Source organism: Mucilaginibacter psychrotolerans, from assembly GCF_004519315.1.
Classification (GTDB): Bacteria; Bacteroidota; Bacteroidia; order Sphingobacteriales; family Sphingobacteriaceae; genus Mucilaginibacter; species Mucilaginibacter psychrotolerans.
This window is the reverse complement of record NZ_SOZE01000011.1, coordinates 127,907-144,324: the sequence shown is the minus strand read 5'-3', so window position 1 is coordinate 144,324 and position 16,418 is coordinate 127,907. Positions and strand designations below refer to the sequence as shown.

Annotated in this window: 13 protein-coding genes and 1 pseudogene; 6 read left to right on the top strand and 8 right to left on the bottom strand. The window is 48.6% G+C overall.

Going from position 1 to position 16,418, the window contains the following annotated elements; all coding sequences use genetic code 11:
- Window positions 1-17: 17 nt before the first annotated feature.
- Window positions 18-1,652 carry an alpha-amylase family protein gene (locus E2R66_RS12975; protein WP_134737928.1) on the top strand — a complete coding sequence of 545 codons (1,635 nt, stop codon included), beginning with the start codon at window positions 18-20 and terminating at the stop codon, window positions 1,650-1,652.
- A 632-nt stretch (window positions 1,653-2,284) separates the two neighbouring features.
- On the opposite strand, the gene E2R66_RS12970 is transcribed toward E2R66_RS12975, so the two are convergent.
- The 4 genes from E2R66_RS12970 to E2R66_RS12955 form a co-directional block, all read right to left on the bottom strand.
- Window positions 2,285-2,623: a TfoX/Sxy family protein gene (locus E2R66_RS12970; RefSeq protein ID WP_133231161.1), complete on the bottom strand. Its 339-nt coding sequence runs from the start codon at window positions 2,621-2,623 to the stop codon at window positions 2,285-2,287.
- Window positions 2,624-2,702: 79 nt separating this feature from the next.
- The gene (locus tag E2R66_RS12965) at window positions 2,703-5,774 is read right to left on the bottom strand and encodes a GH92 family glycosyl hydrolase (protein ID WP_133231163.1); all 3,072 of its coding nucleotides are present in this window, start codon (window positions 5,772-5,774) and stop codon (window positions 2,703-2,705) included.
- Window positions 5,775-6,012: 238 nt separating this feature from the next.
- Window positions 6,013-6,789, bottom strand: coding sequence for an amidohydrolase (locus E2R66_RS12960; protein ID WP_133231165.1), 777 nt, complete (start codon window positions 6,787-6,789; stop codon window positions 6,013-6,015).
- 104 nt (window positions 6,790-6,893) lie between these two features.
- Window positions 6,894-8,039 carry a methionine aminotransferase gene (locus E2R66_RS12955; RefSeq protein WP_133231167.1) on the bottom strand — a complete coding sequence of 382 codons (1,146 nt, stop codon included), beginning with the start codon at window positions 8,037-8,039 and terminating at the stop codon, window positions 6,894-6,896.
- Window positions 8,040-8,153: 114 nt separating this feature from the next.
- Between E2R66_RS12955 and E2R66_RS12950 the strand changes: the two genes are divergently transcribed.
- The 4 genes from E2R66_RS12950 (at window position 8,154) to E2R66_RS12935 (ending at window position 11,390) form a co-directional block, all read left to right on the top strand.
- Complete coding sequence (locus tag E2R66_RS12950; protein ID WP_133231169.1) at window positions 8,154-9,125, top strand: ABC transporter substrate-binding protein; 972 nt, start codon at window positions 8,154-8,156, stop codon at window positions 9,123-9,125.
- Window positions 9,125-9,991, top strand: coding sequence for an ABC transporter permease (locus tag E2R66_RS12945; protein WP_133231171.1), 867 nt, complete (start codon window positions 9,125-9,127; stop codon window positions 9,989-9,991). Before E2R66_RS12950 ends, E2R66_RS12945 begins: the two co-directional genes overlap by 1 nt.
- On the top strand, window positions 9,988-10,737 hold the full coding sequence (locus E2R66_RS12940; RefSeq protein ID WP_133231173.1) for an ABC transporter ATP-binding protein: 750 nt from the start codon (window positions 9,988-9,990) through the stop codon (window positions 10,735-10,737). Before E2R66_RS12945 ends, E2R66_RS12940 begins: the two co-directional genes overlap by 4 nt.
- 407 nt (window positions 10,738-11,144) lie before the next feature.
- On the top strand, window positions 11,145-11,390 hold the full coding sequence (locus E2R66_RS12935; protein ID WP_133231175.1) for a hypothetical protein: 246 nt from the start codon (window positions 11,145-11,147) through the stop codon (window positions 11,388-11,390).
- Window positions 11,391-11,408: 18 nt separating this feature from the next.
- Here the strand turns inward: E2R66_RS12935 and E2R66_RS29285 are convergent.
- The 3 genes and pseudogenes from E2R66_RS29285 to E2R66_RS12920 all read right to left on the bottom strand — a co-directional run.
- A pseudogene (locus E2R66_RS29285) lies at window positions 11,409-11,663 on the bottom strand (hypothetical protein); the annotation flags it as partial.
- 28 nt (window positions 11,664-11,691) lie between these two features.
- Window positions 11,692-11,910 (bottom strand): hypothetical protein, encoded by a 219-nt coding sequence (locus E2R66_RS12925; RefSeq protein ID WP_133231177.1) that lies wholly within the window; start codon window positions 11,908-11,910, stop codon window positions 11,692-11,694.
- Window positions 11,911-11,918: 8 nt separating this feature from the next.
- The gene (locus tag E2R66_RS12920) at window positions 11,919-12,482 is read right to left on the bottom strand and encodes an AAA family ATPase (protein ID WP_158288407.1); all 564 of its coding nucleotides are present in this window, start codon (window positions 12,480-12,482) and stop codon (window positions 11,919-11,921) included.
- Window positions 12,483-12,743: 261 nt separating this feature from the next.
- On the opposite strand from E2R66_RS12920, the gene alaS reads away from it, so the two are divergent.
- Window positions 12,744-15,437, top strand: a complete 2,694-nt coding sequence (gene alaS, locus E2R66_RS12915; RefSeq protein WP_133231401.1) for an alanine--tRNA ligase — start codon at window positions 12,744-12,746, stop codon at window positions 15,435-15,437.
- A gap of 298 nt (window positions 15,438-15,735) precedes the next feature.
- Here the strand turns inward: alaS and E2R66_RS12910 are convergent, their stop codons facing one another.
- A complete protein-coding gene (locus E2R66_RS12910; protein ID WP_133231181.1) occupies window positions 15,736-16,287 on the bottom strand; it encodes a hypothetical protein in 552 nt (183 codons plus the stop codon).
- Window positions 16,288-16,418: the final 131 nt, after the last annotated feature.

Here is a 16,418-nt window from a genome sequence, read left to right as displayed (position 1 = left end):
ACCCATTAAAATACCCTATGTTAAGACGCAATTTTATAAAATTATCCGCCGCCTCAATGGCCGCCGTAATGTACAGCAAACTCACTTTTGCGACCGGCACCGGCACTGCCATTATCAACCATCCCGACGAAGCCTGGGCCGAATTAGCCGAAGGCTGGGTAAAATTAACAGCCTCAGGCGGCGCTGCTTATACCTATAAAGACTTACGCGTAGAATTGAAAGCAGCAGGCAATGCGCAGGCTGTTTATATACAATCTCCAACGGCCGACTTGTTATCTGTACGCCTTAAATGGAAATATCAGACAAAAAAATACAGTAAAGTACTTGGCGACCACTGGGAGCGCAGCTATGCCGACCTGGGCTGGAAAGCGCCGCAAGCAGGCGTACGCAACCCCTGGTATGTGCTGCTTCACGATGGGAAAGATACATCAGCCTTCGGTGTGAAGACAGGCGGCAACACCCTATGCTGGTGGGATGTGGCCGATGATAGCCTGCAGTTGACGATGGATACCCGCTCCGGCGGAGATGGCGTAAAGCTGGGCCAGCGCAAATTGCATGCGGCGGATATTGTTACCACGCTGAGCCATGCCGGTGAAAGGCCGTGGGAAACTTTAACCCGCTTTTGCAAGCAAATGTGCGCCAAACCACGCCTGCCAAAGCAGCCGGTTTATGGCATAAACGATTGGTATGTGATGTATGGCAAAAACTCATTCGAAAGCGTAAAGCAGCAAACTACGGTTATGGCTGGTTTTGTTACCAATACCTCGAATAAGCCGTTTTCGCTAATCGACGATGGCTGGCAGCAACCGGATGATTTTTCGATAGTGAACGATAAATTTAAGGATATGCATAAAATGGCCGGTGAAATCAAAAGCATCGGCATGCGCCCCGGCTTGTGGACACGCCCACTGATTGCCCGGCAGGACGACAAAGCCTCGTTGCTGGCACCAAAACTGCCTACCCGCAGCAATACCGACGAAAAGATACTCGACCCCACCTTGCCCGAAACGTTGGAAAGGGTGAAGCGCAACATCAGCCTGTACAAACAATGGGGTTATGATATGGTAAAGCACGATTACAGTAGCTGGGATATATTTGGCCGCTGGGGTTCGCAAATGAAAGACAGCCTTACGGTGCCCGGCTGGCATTTTAACGACCAAAGTAAAACCAACGCCGAGATTATCAATACCCTTTACGGCACCATACGCCAGGCAGCCGGCGATATGTACGTCATTGGTTGTAATACCGTAAGCCATCTATCCGCTGGCGTATTCGAACTGAACCGCATAGGCGACGACACCAGCGGCAAGGAATGGGACCGTACCAAAAAATATGGCGTGAACACCCTTGCGTTCCGCCTGCCGCAAAACAATACTTTCTATGCCGCCGATGGCGATTGCGTGGGACTTACCCACGATATTGCCTGGGAAAGGAACCGCCAGTGGTTGCAATTGCTGGCAGAAAGCGGCTCGCCACTGTTTATATCTGCCGAGACGGAGTTTTTGGATGCCGATAAAAAGGCTGCCATTAAAACTGCCTTTGCCCAGGCCGCCAAAGTACAACCAACCGGCGAACCATTGGATTGGATGAACGCGCAATGGCCAACCAAATGGAAACTAAACAATAGGGAAGTTTCGTTTAATTGGGATTGATTGAGGGATTAACGTCACCATGTCATTGCGAGTCGCAGTGCGGGGAGTGGGCGAGGGGGCGACGTGGCAATCTCATAGGACGTTTATGGGCCCATGTACACCGCCGTCCTATGAGCTTGCTTCAAACGCTTCGCTCAAGTCCCGCGCACTGTTTTCGCAATGACATAGTTTGATATGCACAGCGACTTTGCACCAGTTCCGTCCAATAAATGGGGCGGCAATGAAAGCGCATCGTTCATCAATCTTCATTGCCGTCGGTTTTAACCGACGGTTGGGTAGTAAGCATAAACCGAATACAGAGCGACTTTGCATCAGTTCCGTTCCATAAATGGGGCGGCAATGAAGGTACATAGTTCATCCACCTTCATTGCCGTCGGTTTTAACCGATTGTTGGGTAGCAAGCATAAACCGAATATGAAGCGGCTTTGCATCGGTTCCGTCCCATAAATGGGGCGGCAATTAAGGTGCATAGTTCATCCACTTTTATTGCCGTTGGTTTTAACCAACGGTTGGGTAGCAAGCATAAACCGAATATGAAGCGGCTTTGCATCGGTTCCGTCCCATAAATGGGGCGGCAATGAAGGTGCATAGTTCATCCACCTTTATTGCCGTTGGTTTTAGTGAATGGTGTGTTACTTTCTCCTCTTTTTACTTGCCTTTGCAATTTTATTATAGGCCAGCGCTTTATTTACCCAATAGTCGAAATCTTTTTTGTTGTTGAGCACATCTTCAAGCACAAAAACGTAGCCTTTGGCGGTGCGTTCGCGCTGCTGCATGGGTCGTACGCCGTCCATTTCCAGTGCGGCTTCAAAATCATCCGGGTTAATGCGGCAGAGCATTTCATGGCTGTTTACGCATATACAGAGCTTATCATCCACCATAAAACAGATGCCGCCAAACATGCGCTTTTCTTCGATGGGCGATATATCCACCAACGCTTCGCGTACACGATTTAAAAGATTTTCATCCATCTTTAAGCTCAAAATATAGCGTCTAAAGCAGAAAGCTGATTTGCAAATCAACCACTCTCCACTCTCTATTCACCACTCACTATTCTACCGTTATCTCATCTGCAAAAATGTACGACGGGCTGCCTTTGCTTTCGTGCCAATCGGGCAGGGGGCCATATTGTTTGGCTATGAGTTTGATGTAACGGGCCTTAACATTCACCGTTGCAGCAAATTCCTGGGTTTGCACGTCGAGGTTTTTTACGTCTACTTTAGTGTTTACCGTTACCGCCAGTTTATAGTTCTTGCCATCGTCAGATATCCAGTACTGCACGTATTGTGGGAAAACGATCCAGGCGCGGCTATCCTGCAGCGTACCCAGGCTTAATTTGGTAATGGGTTTCACCGTGCCCATATCTATCACCGCTTCCAGGTCTTTACCCTGGTAGCCCTGCCAGTTGCCCAGCCGCCAGTTACTGGTGCCGTGGATACCGTTGATCAGCGTTTCATCGCCCTGCGCCGAATAATTGGGCAGGTATTTATTAGTGAGCGTCAGTTTGATGTCGCTGCGTATCTTGATAAATGTGGCTTCATCCACAAAGCTGCTCTTGCCGTTGTTTATGGCTATAGCCCTAACCGTAGTGTTTACCAATATCTGTATCGGCTTATCGTAAATCTGCGATGCTGCGGTAGGGGTGGTGCCATCCAGCGTGTAGTATATTTTTGCTGCGGTATCAATGCATTTAATTTCTACCGTAATGGGCTTTTTAAAGGTTTTGGTGCCGGCCACGATGTAGGGGTTCGGCACAATAAGCTCATCGGTGATGGCCGACGTAGGTTTCTCCAGATCCTGCACGAAGAGTTTATTGGCTATCCTTCCGCTGAAAACCTCGAAGGTGCCGCCCTTCACAATGGTTTCGTAATTGAGGTACAGTTTGTTATATGCTTTGCCATCCAGGTTAAGGCCCTGCAAAAAGTTATTGTCGCGGCTAACGGTTGCGCCGGAATTGCTGATGTTGAACCGTTTGCCATTCTCCAGGCTGATGATGATACTCTCGAACTGCGGCACGCCCACTTGGAACTGCTGCTGCCCCGGCGCAATGTTGTAGATACCCAAACAGCTCATCACATACCAGGCCGACATCTGCCCGCAATCTTCATTGCCCGATAGGCCATCAGGTTTATCGCTGTATTGTTCGCGCAGTATTTTGTTTACGTAATATTCGGTTTTATCGGGCGCATTGGTAAAGTTGTACAGGTAGGCAATATGGTGGCTCGGCTCGTTGCCGTGGGCGTATTGGCCAATCAGTCCGGTAACATCGGCCTGTTCGCGGCCGCTTAGTTTGGCATTGGTGCTAAATAATTCATCCAGCTTTATCTCGAATTCTTTTTTGCCGCCCATCGCTTTGATCAGGCCTTCCACATCTTGCGGCACCAAAAAGCTGTACTGCCAGCCGTTGCCTTCGGTGTAGTTGTTGTTGATTTCGGTAGGCTCGAAAGGTGTGTACCAGCCGCCGTTATCGCGGGCCTGCATAAAGGTATTCTCGTTATTGAAAACGTTCTTCCAGTATTGCGCGCGTTTGATGTACTCGGCGTATTCCGTTGGCTTGTTAAGCATTTTTGCCATTTGGGCAATGCACCAATCATCGTAAGCATAATCCAACGTTTTGGAAACCGATTCGTGCTCCACATCTGCATTTACTGCACCTGTTGCTACATAGTTATCCAGGCCGAACTGTTTGCGGTTCACGGCGGCTTTCATGGCGATGAAGGCTTCCTCGGCATTAAAATCGCGGATGCCTTTGGCATAGGCATCAACAATTACCGGGATGGAGTGGTTGCCCACCATGCAAAAGGTTTCGTTGGAGGCCAGCGGCCATATGGGCAGCAAACCGCCCTGCTCATACATGGCTATGAAGGTTTTGATGAAATCGGTGGTGCGCTTACGGTCGATGAGCGTAAGCAGCGGGTTTTCTGCCCTGAAGGTATCCCATAGGGAAAAAACAGTGTAGTAGTTAAAGCCGGTGGCGGTATGTATTTGCTGGTCCAGTCCGCGGTATTGCCCGTCTATATCGTTATAGATGTTTGGTGCCAGCATGCAGTGGTAAAGCGCCGTGTAGAACATCACCTGTTTACGGCGTGCAGGGTCGGGCAGGTCCACACCTTTTTTCATATGGGTTGGATAGCCATACGGCCCTAACTCTTGTTGCTGCTGCGCTTTGGGTGGTGCGCCGCCTTCTACCTGTATCCTGTTCAGCTCGTCGTTCCAGGCAGTTTTTGTAGCTTTTAGTATCTTCTTGAAATCGAAATCGGGCATTTCAGTATCGAGGTTCTTGAGCGCGCCATCAACGCTTACAGATGAGATGCCCACCTTGGAGAGTACTTCGCCGGGGTTATCGAACTGGATGTACATCTTTACGTTTTTGCCTTGTACCTTTCTTTGGCCGGTCTGGAGTTGGTCGTTAAGTGCTATGCCATAGGTTTTGAATGGTTTAGAGAATTTAGCGTAGAAATAAAGATACTGGTCGTTGGCCCATGATTTAGAGCGGCGGAAACCGCGTATTTCGTGGTCGTTTACTACTTCTATCCAGGAATCCAGCACCTCATCACGGTGCTGCAGATCGATGATGATATTGGCTTTATCGGTTTTGGGGTAATCGTACAGGTGCATGCCCGCACGCGTGGTGGCGGTAAGCTCTACTTCGATAGCGTACTTGTTCAACTTGGTTTTATAGTAGCCAGGCGAAGCAAACTCGTTCTTTTTGCTGAAGCCCGAGCGGTAATCGGTGTTCTTGAACTGCGGTTCGCCGGTGGTTGGCATAAACAGCACGTCGCAGTAATCGGCAATGCCGGTACCGCTGAGGTGCGTGTGCGAAAAACCATAAACCGTAGTATCGCTGTAATGGTAGCCCGATGAGCCGTCCCAGCCCTCTAAACGGGTGTCGGGGCTCAACTGCAACATACCAAACGGGGCCACTGCGCCGGGGTAAGTGTGCCCATGCCCGCCGGTACCAATAAAGGGGTTTACATATTGGGTGAGTTCTTTTTTCTTTAGCGGTTTTTCTTTCTTCTCTTTTTTGGGCTTTGCCGCAGTTTTAACGGTATCCTGGGCCGATGCGCCCAATGCCGAACTTAAAATAAATAACAGTAATGCACCGCGTATAATCAATCTCATGTAGAAAGCCTTTTTTAGTTTTTTTTGGATAACGCAAAATAGGAAGAAATATTGGTTGGGTGAGGTTGTAAGGGTTGTAGAAGTTGTTAAAAAGTTAGAAAGGTTGGAGAAGTTGGAAGGGTTAGAAAAGTTATTGAAAAGTCAGAAGGGTTTGGGATAGAATAGAAGTTAGAAAGGCGGGAGGAAAGAGCTTTTTTCTTCTTTAACCTCTCTAACTTTTTCAACCACTCCAACTTTTCTAACTTAACCTAAACTCATCCGCATCCTTCAAAAACGGCAGGGCCCGGCGGATTTTCTTTACTTCGTCGTGGATGATGGAGAAGGTGTACAGGTCTTCTTCGTCGCGTTTGTAGTACACTACATCGCCATTTGGGCTGATACAAGTTGAATCGCCGGAGTGGTACACTTCGTTGCCATCGTGGCCTACGCGGTTCACGGCTATTACATAGCTTTGGTTCTCAACCGCCCGGGCTGGTATAAGGGTGCGCCAGTGCAGGGCGCGGCGTTCGGGCCAGTTGGCTACGATAAGTAGTACATCATATTCTTCATTTACATTGCGCAGCCACACCGGGAAACGCAGATCGTAACAGACGATGGGGCATATCTTCCAGCCATTTAATTCAACGATAAGCTTTTTGGTGCCTGCTGTGTAGGTGTTATGTTCTTTGCCCAGGGCGAAAAGGTGGCGTTTATCGTAATGCTCGTGGCTGCCGTCGGGGCGCATCCAGATGAGGCGGTTATAATATTTGCCTTCTTCTTTAATTATCAAGCTGCCGGTTACCACGCATTCGTACTTCCTGGCGATGACATCCATCCACTGCATGGTTTTGCCGCCCATTTCTTCGCCGAGCGCTTCGGCATTCATGCTGAAGCCGGTGTTGAACATTTCGGGCAGGATGATGAGGTGCGTTTTCTCGCGGATGCCCGATAGCTTCAGCGATATATTCTGCAGGTTTTTATCAATATTCTCCCAAAACAAATATCCCTGGTAAACGGTAACTTTCAAATTATCCATAAGCAGATTTTTAGTCAATAGTCCATGGTCAATAGTCCATGGAGTTTGGTCAATAAAATACAGCGACAACCCCACATCCTACTATGGACTATGGTCTATCGAAATCAGACCTTCAATAACCTTTCAACGGCTTTATCGATGGTTTCTTGCCTTTTGGCAAAACAAAAGCGCAGTATGTGGCTATCGGTACCCTGCCTGTAGAACACCGAAACGGGTATAGAAGCCACGCCTATTTCTTTGGTGAGCCGGATAGCGTAGTCTGTATCTTTCTCATCGGTAATGCCATTATAGCTTACTGACTGGAAGTACGATCCCGCGCAGGGAAGCAGTTTAAAACGGCTGCCGTTTAGTCCCTCACGGAAGTAATCGCGCTTTTGCTGGAAGAACCCCGGCAGGCTTAGATAAGTATTTTCATCTTTCAGATATTCGGCTATGGCATGCTGCATAGGCGCGTTCACGCTGAATACCAAAAACTGGTGTATTTTCCTAAATTCGGTCATGAGGTAAGCAGGGGCAAGGCAATAGCCCATCTTCCAGCCCGTAGCATGAAAAGTTTTGCCGAACGACGATACGATGAAGCTGCGTTGCTGCAGTTCGGGGTAACGGGCCATGCTATGGTGTGTTTCGCCGTCGTATATCAGGTGCTCGTACACCTCGTCGCTCAGTATCAGTATATCCTGGTTTTTTACCAACGCGCTCAGCTCGTCTATATCCTCCTTGCGCACAATGGTTGCGGTGGGGTTATGCGGTGAGTTGAGGATGATCATTTTGGTTTTGCCGTTGATAAGGCGTTTCACCATATCCCAGGCGATGCGGTAATCGGGCGGGTTCAGTTCCAGTGATTTTACTACACCGCCCATCAGCTTGATAGCAGGGGCATAGCAATCGTAGGCAGGCTCGAAGATGATGACCTCGTCGTTGGGATGTATGGCAGCGCTGATGGCCGTAAATATGGCCTGTGTAGCACCGGCGGTAACGGTAATTTCGGTATCGGGATTGTAAACGGCACCGTAAAGTTTTTCGGTTTTAATGGCAATCTGCTCGCGCAGGGTCATCAGTCCCGGCATGGGCGCGTATTGGTTATGGCCGCTTTTCATGGCCTTACTTACCAGCTCGACCAACTCGGGCGCGCAATCGTAATCGGGGAAACCCTGCGACAAGTTGATTGCGCCAAGCTCCGCAGCCAGGGCCGACATTACCGTGAAGATGGTGGTGCCGGTTTGAGGTAATTTCGAAACAATAGGTATCATTATGGGCTAAATTAAGTAAAAAAAGCATCGGGATAAGAAAATTCTGATATTTCAAAGACAAAACACGCCTGTACAGCGCTTTAAAAACGACCGCGTTTAACTACTTTTGATGTTATGAAAACTGCCAGGCTTTTACTCACCGCTTTAGCAATCACCGCCTTTTTTTCCTGTAAAACCAACCAAAAGAACGGTGTGCCCGTTGTAGGATTTGTGGATGCTTTTGAAGATGCCACTATATCCCAAGCCAAAGACGGTTTTGTTGCGGCCCTGAAGGATAATGGCTTCAGCGAAGAAAAAAAGAACATCGAAATAAAATATAGCAATGCGCAGGGCAGCATCCCAACGCTTACCACAATTGTAAACCAGTTCGTATCAGAGCAGGTTGATTTGCTGGCCACCTCTACCACGCTGTCTACCGTAACGGCTATCCAAAAAACAAAAACAATACCCATCTTTCAGATGGTATCGCCTACGCCCGAGCGAATGAAAGTGGCCGATGCAGCCGGTAAGGGTCCTGCCAATTTATTTGGCACCATGGAGGACCTGAACTATATTGATACCTCCTTTGCGATCATCCCTAAATTGCTGAAGCCGAAAGGGGCGCAGCTGACCATCGGAATGATCTACAACCAAAGCGAGCCGCAATCTGCCGACGCCCTGGCACGCATACAGGGGCTGGCCAATAAACTAAACGTGAAGATTATCGCACTGCCATTGAATTCATCTGCCGATGCACAGTTAGTTACCCAGGCCATACTTGGTAAGGGTATTGATGCCTTTTTTGCCAACCCCGATAATACGGTATTTGCGGCATTTGAAACGATTTTGAAAAGCTGCAACGAACATAACGTACCCATATTTACCAGCGAGGCCGGTTTGGTACAACGCGGTGCGGTTGCGGCCTTTGGTGCCGATATTTACCAATGGGGTTACCAAAGCGGTCTGCAGGCAGCACAATTTTTAAAAACGCACAAAACGGATGGCCTTAAACTGGAGATGGTAAAAGTGCGTAAGCGGGTTTATAACAAAGCCGCAGCTAAAAAGTACAACATCACCATCCCTGCCGACTACACCGCCGTAAAATAATGGATTTTTACCTTACCGCTTTATTGCAGGGGCTATGCTTCGCGGGGATTGCCTTCGGGATATACATCTCCATGAAGATATTCAACATCCCCGATATTACTACTGATGGCAGCTACACGCTGGGCGGTGTGGTTACAGGCATACTGCTTACGCATAACCAGCCGGGCTGGCTGATATTGCTGGCGGTAATAGCTGCAGGTGCCGCTGCCGGTGCGCTCACGGGCATCATCCATACCAAACTGAAGATAAACGCTTTGCTGGCCGGTATTTTGGTAATGACGGCTCTGTACTCTGTAAACCTCACTATTTTGGGACGATCGAACCTGCCATTGCTTAGTCTGCCTACTTTGTTTTCGGTGGTAAATTTCTTAACCGACCCGAATCAAAACTCGCTGATTATACTCTCGCTGTTTGTTGCTGCGCTTACCTTGCTTATCGGTTACCTGCTAAAGACGGATTTTGGCATAGCCATGCGCGCCACCGGCAACAGCGAACCTATGATTCGTGCCTTGGGCGTGAATACGGATAGGATGAAGATTATCGGTTTGGCTATAGCCAACGCACTTACAGCCCTTAGCGGTTACCTGATTACACAGATGCAGGGCTTCGCCGATATCAGCATGGGGATAGGCGTGGTGATTATTGGCCTCGGCTCGGTGATTATTGCCGAAACGCTCATCAACTGGTTACAGATTACGTCGGTATGGCTCAGCCTGGTGCTGGTGCTGGCGGGGGCTATCATATTCCAGTTTGTATTGGCGCTTACGCTGAGCATAGGCGTTAACCCCAATATGCTGAAGATCGTAACTGCTGTATTTGTATTGATTATCGTCGGCTTGCCGCGCTTAACTTCCCGCAACGCATGATAGAACTGAAAGACATCAGCAAGACTTTCAACGCAGGGAAACCTAACGAGGTGAAGGCTTTGGGTAAACTCAGCCTGGAGATAAAGCAGGGTGAATTTGTAGTCATCGTTGGTTCCAACGGCTCCGGGAAAACCACGTTGTTGAATATGGTTGCAGGTACTATATTTACTGATACCGGCACGGTTACCATCGATGGCAACAACGCCACCAAACTGCCCGACTATGGCCGCAGCAAATGGATAGCCCGCATTTTTCAGAACCCACTATCGGGCACGGCTGCCGATCTGAGCATATTGGATAACTTTCGCCTGGCAGCCCTGCGCACCCAAAATAAAGGCCTCACCATCGGCAAAAACGAAAGCTTTAAACAACTGGTGCGCGATAAAATAGCCGCCCTGGGCATGGGGCTGGAAGATAAAACCGAACAGCCTATAGGTACCCTCTCCGGCGGACAAAGGCAGGCATTAACCCTGCTAATGAGCGTGATGGACGAATGCAAAATCCTCCTGTTGGATGAACCCACCGCAGCCCTCGACCCCCGCTCTGCGGAAAAAGTAATGCGTACAGCCGATGAGTTGATAAAACAGTACAACCTCACCGCCATACTGGTAACCCATAACTTAAAAGATGCCGCCAATTATGGCACCCGCATCATTCAAATGGGCGAGGGCCAAATCCTCAAGGATATCCCATCGGCAGAAAAAGCTAAACTTAAGCAAGCGGAGTTGTTTGAGTGGTTTGGGTAGCTGATAATCGTCATTCTGAACTTGTTTCAGAACCCCATCATAAAAGTGGCCAATTTGCTAACACGTTTTGCATGACGGCAACCTGCCAGTTTTTTCAGATTTGACAACTTTTTAAAAGTTGTCAAATCTCCCACCATCATAAAAGCAGTCACTTTGCTAACCCGCTTTGCACGCCGCCACCTGCCGCGTCGCGAGTCGACTCAACCCCTGCCCCTTCTCTGCTGCGCAAAGAAGGGGAGATATTGTGGTTAGGTTTTTCATTCTTTTTTATCTCTTCGTCTTTCTTCACCCTCTTTGCGCAGCAGAAAGGGTCGACGCCCGCGCATGCGGGTCGTCGGGGTGAGTCAAATCTGCGAGCGATTTCCCCTCAAAATTTTTGGCAAAGAAATTGCATAGGCATCCGTACTATGAAGAACATCACATTCCAAAACATATCCGATTCTTACCAGCTGGTAAGCGGCGCAAAAATAAAAAGCAAAAATTACGACGAAGTGTACGAACTTGGCGAGTACGACGGCAACAAACGCGGCTACACCTTGTACGCATTTGAAGACGGCCTTCGTTTCGAAGATTTTAGCGTAATCATCTCCGAGTACGAACTGATGAACAACTACATGATCGAAGTGGTAAAAGCGAACAGGTTGGCGGCGTAATTGTTTCTGCCAGGTTGATTAGAGGTATTTGGGGTTACGCTTTGAGTGGACAATCGAAACGACGTATATGATATGTCCAATCTCGTCTACCCAAAACATGATGAGATAGGGAAATTTGTTGAACCTGGCGGTGCGTAATTCGTCTTGGTATTTAATTGCGAAACGATGTGGATTCGATTCAATAAGACCGAGGTAATAATTTACTTCTTTATAAAGCCTGTCGCCTAAGCCCGTAAGCTGCTCCTCGTACCAGTCATATGCTTCTTGTAGTTCGGCTTCTGCTTCGGATAATAATTACAAGCTAAACACCCTCGTAACGCTTTTTAATTTCGCTCCACGGGCGGGCGGTTGTTTTGCCCTGCAAAAAATCGTTTTTGCGCTGAACTACCGTTTCAATCTGTTCTTCCGTTAGTTCATAATCTTCATTATCAGTACGGTAATGATAATTCAGGCTATCAAAAAAAGCCAAAAGTACTTTCTTTTCTTGTTCGTTTTGGATGTCGATTGTCAAAGTCTCCATAAACAAATTTAACTTTTATTAGATGGAAATCCAAACTCGTCTTTTAAAAACGACACCGCCCTTTCCACCCGTTCTTCTACTGTAGTATCGCCTCTAATCTCCAATACTTTGGCATCTACCCGGCTTAGCCAGTCTTCATGTGCCTTTATGTTACGGCCACTGAAGGTACGATCTTCGTACTTTTCGGCCCAGGCTACGAACTCTTTGTGTTGGGCGTTGCGGGCAGGGTCGGTATAGATGATATCACCGTAGCGCTCCACCTCCCGTGCAGTAAGCCGCTGCATACGCAGTTCATGCGGAATGTACAGGAAAATCACCACATCAAACATCTCCTCCCAGTCGGCACCCCATTTAATGACAGACCCGGCTTGTATCCAGCATTCGTGCTTAGCCATATCGGCTTTGATCATGGCATTACGCAGTTCCGGTTCGCACTTGGTGGTGAAGGGTGGATCGGTAAGTACCCAGAAGTATTCGTCGGTATCAAAAAAGGGGATATTTAAACGCTGAGCCAGTGCGCGCCCCAGGGTGGTAGAGCCCGCGCAGGATGCGCCCATGATTTGTATTTTCATATGACAATTATAGTCATCTGAACCGTTGATTTTAATGATTTTAAGAGTTCGATGATTATTTTGTCTGAACCATGATTCGCTTGATTTATTGATTATCACGATTTTGAGCCGTAATAACATCTGGTAAATCCTTCAATCCTATTCATCAAGGTTCAGACACTCAGCGAAATCCTTTAATCATTAAAACTGCCCTCTTGAGTGCCTTTTGAAAACAAATCATAAACGAAAAATCAGCGGTCAATTTCCTACCTTTGCCCCATGATGACAGCTACCGAAATACGCCAGGCTTTCCTTGATTTTTTTGCTTCTAAAGGGCACGTTATCGTACCCAGCGCGCCCATCGTCATTAAAAACGACCCTACCCTGATGTTCACCAACGCGGGTATGAACCAGTTTAAGGACGTATTTTTGGGCGAGGCACCAGCCAAAGCACCGCGCGTGGCCGATACCCAGCGCTGCCTGCGCGTAAGCGGCAAGCATAACGATTTGGAAGAAGTGGGGATTGATACCTACCACCATACCATGTTTGAAATGCTGGGCAACTGGAGCTTTGGCGACTACTTCAAAAAAGAGGCCATTGCCTGGAGCTGGGAACTGCTTACCGAAGTGTATAAGCTGGATAAAGACCGCCTGTATGTTACCTATTTTGAAGGCGACGAAAAAGAAGGCCTTGAAAAAGATACCGAAACCTTCGAACTGTGGAAACAGTATGTAGATGACGCGCACATCCTCCCTGGCAATAAAAAAGACAACTTTTGGGAAATGGGCGAAACCGGCCCCTGCGGCCCCTGCTCGGAAGTGCATTTTGATAGCCGCCCGGATAACGAGCGCGCCGAAGTAAGCGGAGCTGTATTGGTTAACGCCGACCACGACCAGGTTATCGAAATCTGGAACAACGTATTCATGCAGTTCAACCGCGTGAAAGACGGTTCGCTGCATCCGCTGCCTAATAAGCATGTGGATACCGGCATGGGTTTCGAGCGTTTAGTGCGGGTGCTGCAAGGCAAAACAAGTAATTACGATACTGACGTTTTTCAGCCGATGATACAGTTCATCGCAGAGAAAAGTGGGAAGAAATACAATTCCAAAGCCCTCCCTTCCGGGGAGGGTTTGGGTGGGGCCGCCGATTGGGCCGATGCCGTAGCCATGCGCGTACTGGCCGATCATATCCGCGCCATCAGCTTTGCCATTGCCGATGGACAGTTGCCTGCAAGCAATAAAGCCGGTTACGTTATCCGTAGGATATTACGCCGTGCGGTGCGTTACAGCTATCAAACCCTGGGCTTTAAAGAACCGTTTTTTAATGAGTTGGTGCCTTTACTGGCGGAGCAATTTAAAGGCGTGTTTGATGAGTTGTGGAATCAAAAGGATTTTGTGCAGAAGGTGATTTTGGAGGAGGAGATTTCTTTCTTGAGGACGCTGGAGAAAGGAATTGACATCTTTGAGGATTACATATACGCCACAAGTGCAGCAGCAGATAAAATGCGTGCAGAAGGTTTGACTCCGATGTTTGATGGAGAAATTGCATTTAAGCTATCAGATACGTTTGGATTCCCGTTTGATTTAACGGAGTTAATGTCGAGAGAAAAGGGAAGAATAGTTGATACCGAAGGTTACGAAGCCGCCCTACAAGCCCAAAAAGACCGCTCCCGCGCTGCAACCGCCATCGATACCGGCGACTGGATATTGGTAAAAGATGAAGACGAAGCCGTTGAGTTTACCGGTTACGACGAAACCGAAACCATTGCCCACATCATCAAATACCGCAAGGTAACGGCTAAGGGTAAAGAGCAGTTCCAAATCGTGTTGGATAAAACACCTTTCTACGCCGAAAGCGGCGGCCAGGTAGGGGATAAGGGCGAACTGGTTTTCCCTAACGGGGAAATCATCGAGGTTACCGATACCAAAAAAGAAAACGGGCTTATCGTACATTTTACGGATAAACTGCCAAGTACCCCGGAGGATGCTTTAACCGCCATAGTTGATGCCGAACGCCGCAACAGCACCAACAGCAACCACAGCGCCACGCACCTGCTGCATGCTGCCATGAAACAGGTGTTGGGCACGCACGTAAACCAAAAAGGCTCTCTGGTGAACGCCGATTACCTGCGTTTCGATTTCTCGCACTTCGCCAAAGTGACCGAAGAAGAACTGGCGCAAATAGAAACCATTGTCAACCAAAAAGTACGCGAAAACATACCTTTGAAGGAGGAACGTTTAGTTGCTTACCAGGAAGCCATCAGCAGCGGTGTAACCGCCCTATTTGGCGAAAAATATGGGGAGTATGTGCGCGTAATTACCTTTGACGATAGCTTCAGCAAGGAGCTTTGCGGCGGTACGCACGTAAAAGCAACCGGGCATATCGGCTACTTTAAGATCATATCGGAGAGTGCTGTAGCTGCAGGCGTTCGCCGTATCGAGGCTATCACTGGCATCGCGGCAGAGCACTACATCAACGAGCAAACCAAACTGGTGCAGCAGGTAAAAGAACTGCTGAAGAACCCGAAAGATATCGGCAAGAGTATCGAAAGCCTGCTGGAAGAAAACAACCGCCTGAAAAAGGAAATAGAGAAATCGGTACTGGAGAAATCCTCCGGCTTAAAAGATGAACTGGCCAAAAAAGCCGAAAGCATCAACGGTATCAACTTTATTGCCCAACGCGTAGAACTGCCCAATGCCGATGCGGTAAAGAACCTGGCTTATAACCTGAAAGATATCGTGCCCAACCTGTTCCTGGTGCTGGCTGCGGAGATTGGCGGTAAGCCCAACATCACCGTAATGATTGCCGAGAACCTGGTGAAAGATAAAGGCCTGCATGCGGGCAACATCGTAAAGGAACTGGCCAAAGAAGTAAAAGGCGGCGGCGGCGGTCAGCCGTTCTACGCCACAGCCGGCGGCAGCGATGCCAGCGGGATTGATAAGGCGTTGGAAAAGGCGAAGGGGTTTGTAGGGTAAGCAGCGCTATACCAACAACCGAATCACCCCTTCGTCATTGCGAGGAACGAAGCAATCTCTACGCATGACGAGCCACTTTGCAGGTCCGCCCTGCTTACCGGGAGATTGCTTCGTGCCTCGCAATGACGTGGTGGTGAGGAATTCCGCTTTGCTTATCCGGCCTTCCTGCCGATGGTTGCCGCGTCGCGCCACCACTAAGCCTCACGCGCCGCTCCTCGAAATGACAAGTTGATTATGAAGTAATAAAAATAAGGCCCTCCAATCACTCGGAGGGCCTTCATATTTTATAGCTTGCTGTTTAGTGTTTGCCGTGGCCACCACCATGGCCTTTGTCGCCACCCGGGCCGTGGCCACCACCGTGGCCTTTATTGCCACCCGGGGCGTGACCATTACCGGGACCGCGGCCTGGGCCGCCATTGTTTGTACGCACAACCGTTGTTTTGCGCACATAGTTCTTCTTATGTGCTGCGTAAGAGTTGCCACGTACTACCACCTGCTTATTAGATCCTCTGTACCTGGCGTAGCGGGTACGGTCGGTGTTAAAGTAGCGATAGGCCTGCGGGCGGTTCACAATTACCTTATAGCCATTGTTGATATTATAGTTGGCATAGCGTGGCGGCAGGCTGTTGCGCCATACCCATTGGCCGCCGTCCATATATACGTACTGTTGTTTGGGTACGTAATAATAGCTCTCCACATCGGGCAGGTAAACATATTGCGCATCGGCATATTCTGCCGGGGGTGTCCAGGTGCCGATATTGATGTTAAGGCTTACCTGGGCTTGGCTTGGGGTAACAGATGCGGCTGTAAAAAAACAAACAGCCAGCATCCCTAAGATAATTTTTTTCATGGTATCGTATTATAATACCCTGCAAACCGCAGGGGCAGTTGCGTAACAGGTTATTGGCTAAAAAGTTTTAGCTTTCTGTGTGGCTCTTTGAGGCTTAAAAACCACGTGTAATAAAATCCACCTAAATTGTA

Bases quoted from the DNA above. Each gene is read 5' to 3' on its own strand.
- E2R66_RS12925 (WP_133231177.1), bottom strand. From the start codon at position 11,910: ATGGAGACTTTGACAATCGACATCCAAAACGAACAAGAAAAGAAAGTA.
- E2R66_RS12955 (WP_133231167.1), bottom strand. From the start codon at position 8,039: ATGATACCTATTGTTTCGAAATTACCTCAAACCGGCACCACCATCTTC.
- E2R66_RS12910 (WP_133231181.1), bottom strand. From the start codon at position 16,287: ATGAAAAAAATTATCTTAGGGATGCTGGCTGTTTGTTTTTTTACAGCC.
- E2R66_RS12935 (WP_133231175.1), top strand. From the start codon at position 11,145: ATGAAGAACATCACATTCCAAAACATATCCGATTCTTACCAGCTGGTA.
- E2R66_RS12975 (WP_134737928.1), top strand. From the start codon at position 18: ATGTTAAGACGCAATTTTATAAAATTATCCGCCGCCTCAATGGCCGCC.
- alaS (WP_133231401.1), top strand. From the start codon at position 12,744: ATGACAGCTACCGAAATACGCCAGGCTTTCCTTGATTTTTTTGCTTCT.
- E2R66_RS12960 (WP_133231165.1), bottom strand. From the start codon at position 6,789: ATGGATAATTTGAAAGTTACCGTTTACCAGGGATATTTGTTTTGGGAG.
- E2R66_RS12950 (WP_133231169.1), top strand. From the start codon at position 8,154: ATGAAAACTGCCAGGCTTTTACTCACCGCTTTAGCAATCACCGCCTTT.
- E2R66_RS12970 (WP_133231161.1), bottom strand. From the start codon at position 2,623: ATGGATGAAAATCTTTTAAATCGTGTACGCGAAGCGTTGGTGGATATA.
- E2R66_RS12940 (WP_133231173.1), top strand. From the start codon at position 9,988: ATGATAGAACTGAAAGACATCAGCAAGACTTTCAACGCAGGGAAACCT.
- E2R66_RS12920 (WP_158288407.1), bottom strand. From the start codon at position 12,482: ATGAAAATACAAATCATGGGCGCATCCTGCGCGGGCTCTACCACCCTG.
- E2R66_RS12965 (WP_133231163.1), bottom strand. From the start codon at position 5,774: ATGAGATTGATTATACGCGGTGCATTACTGTTATTTATTTTAAGTTCG.
- E2R66_RS12945 (WP_133231171.1), top strand. From the start codon at position 9,125: ATGGATTTTTACCTTACCGCTTTATTGCAGGGGCTATGCTTCGCGGGG.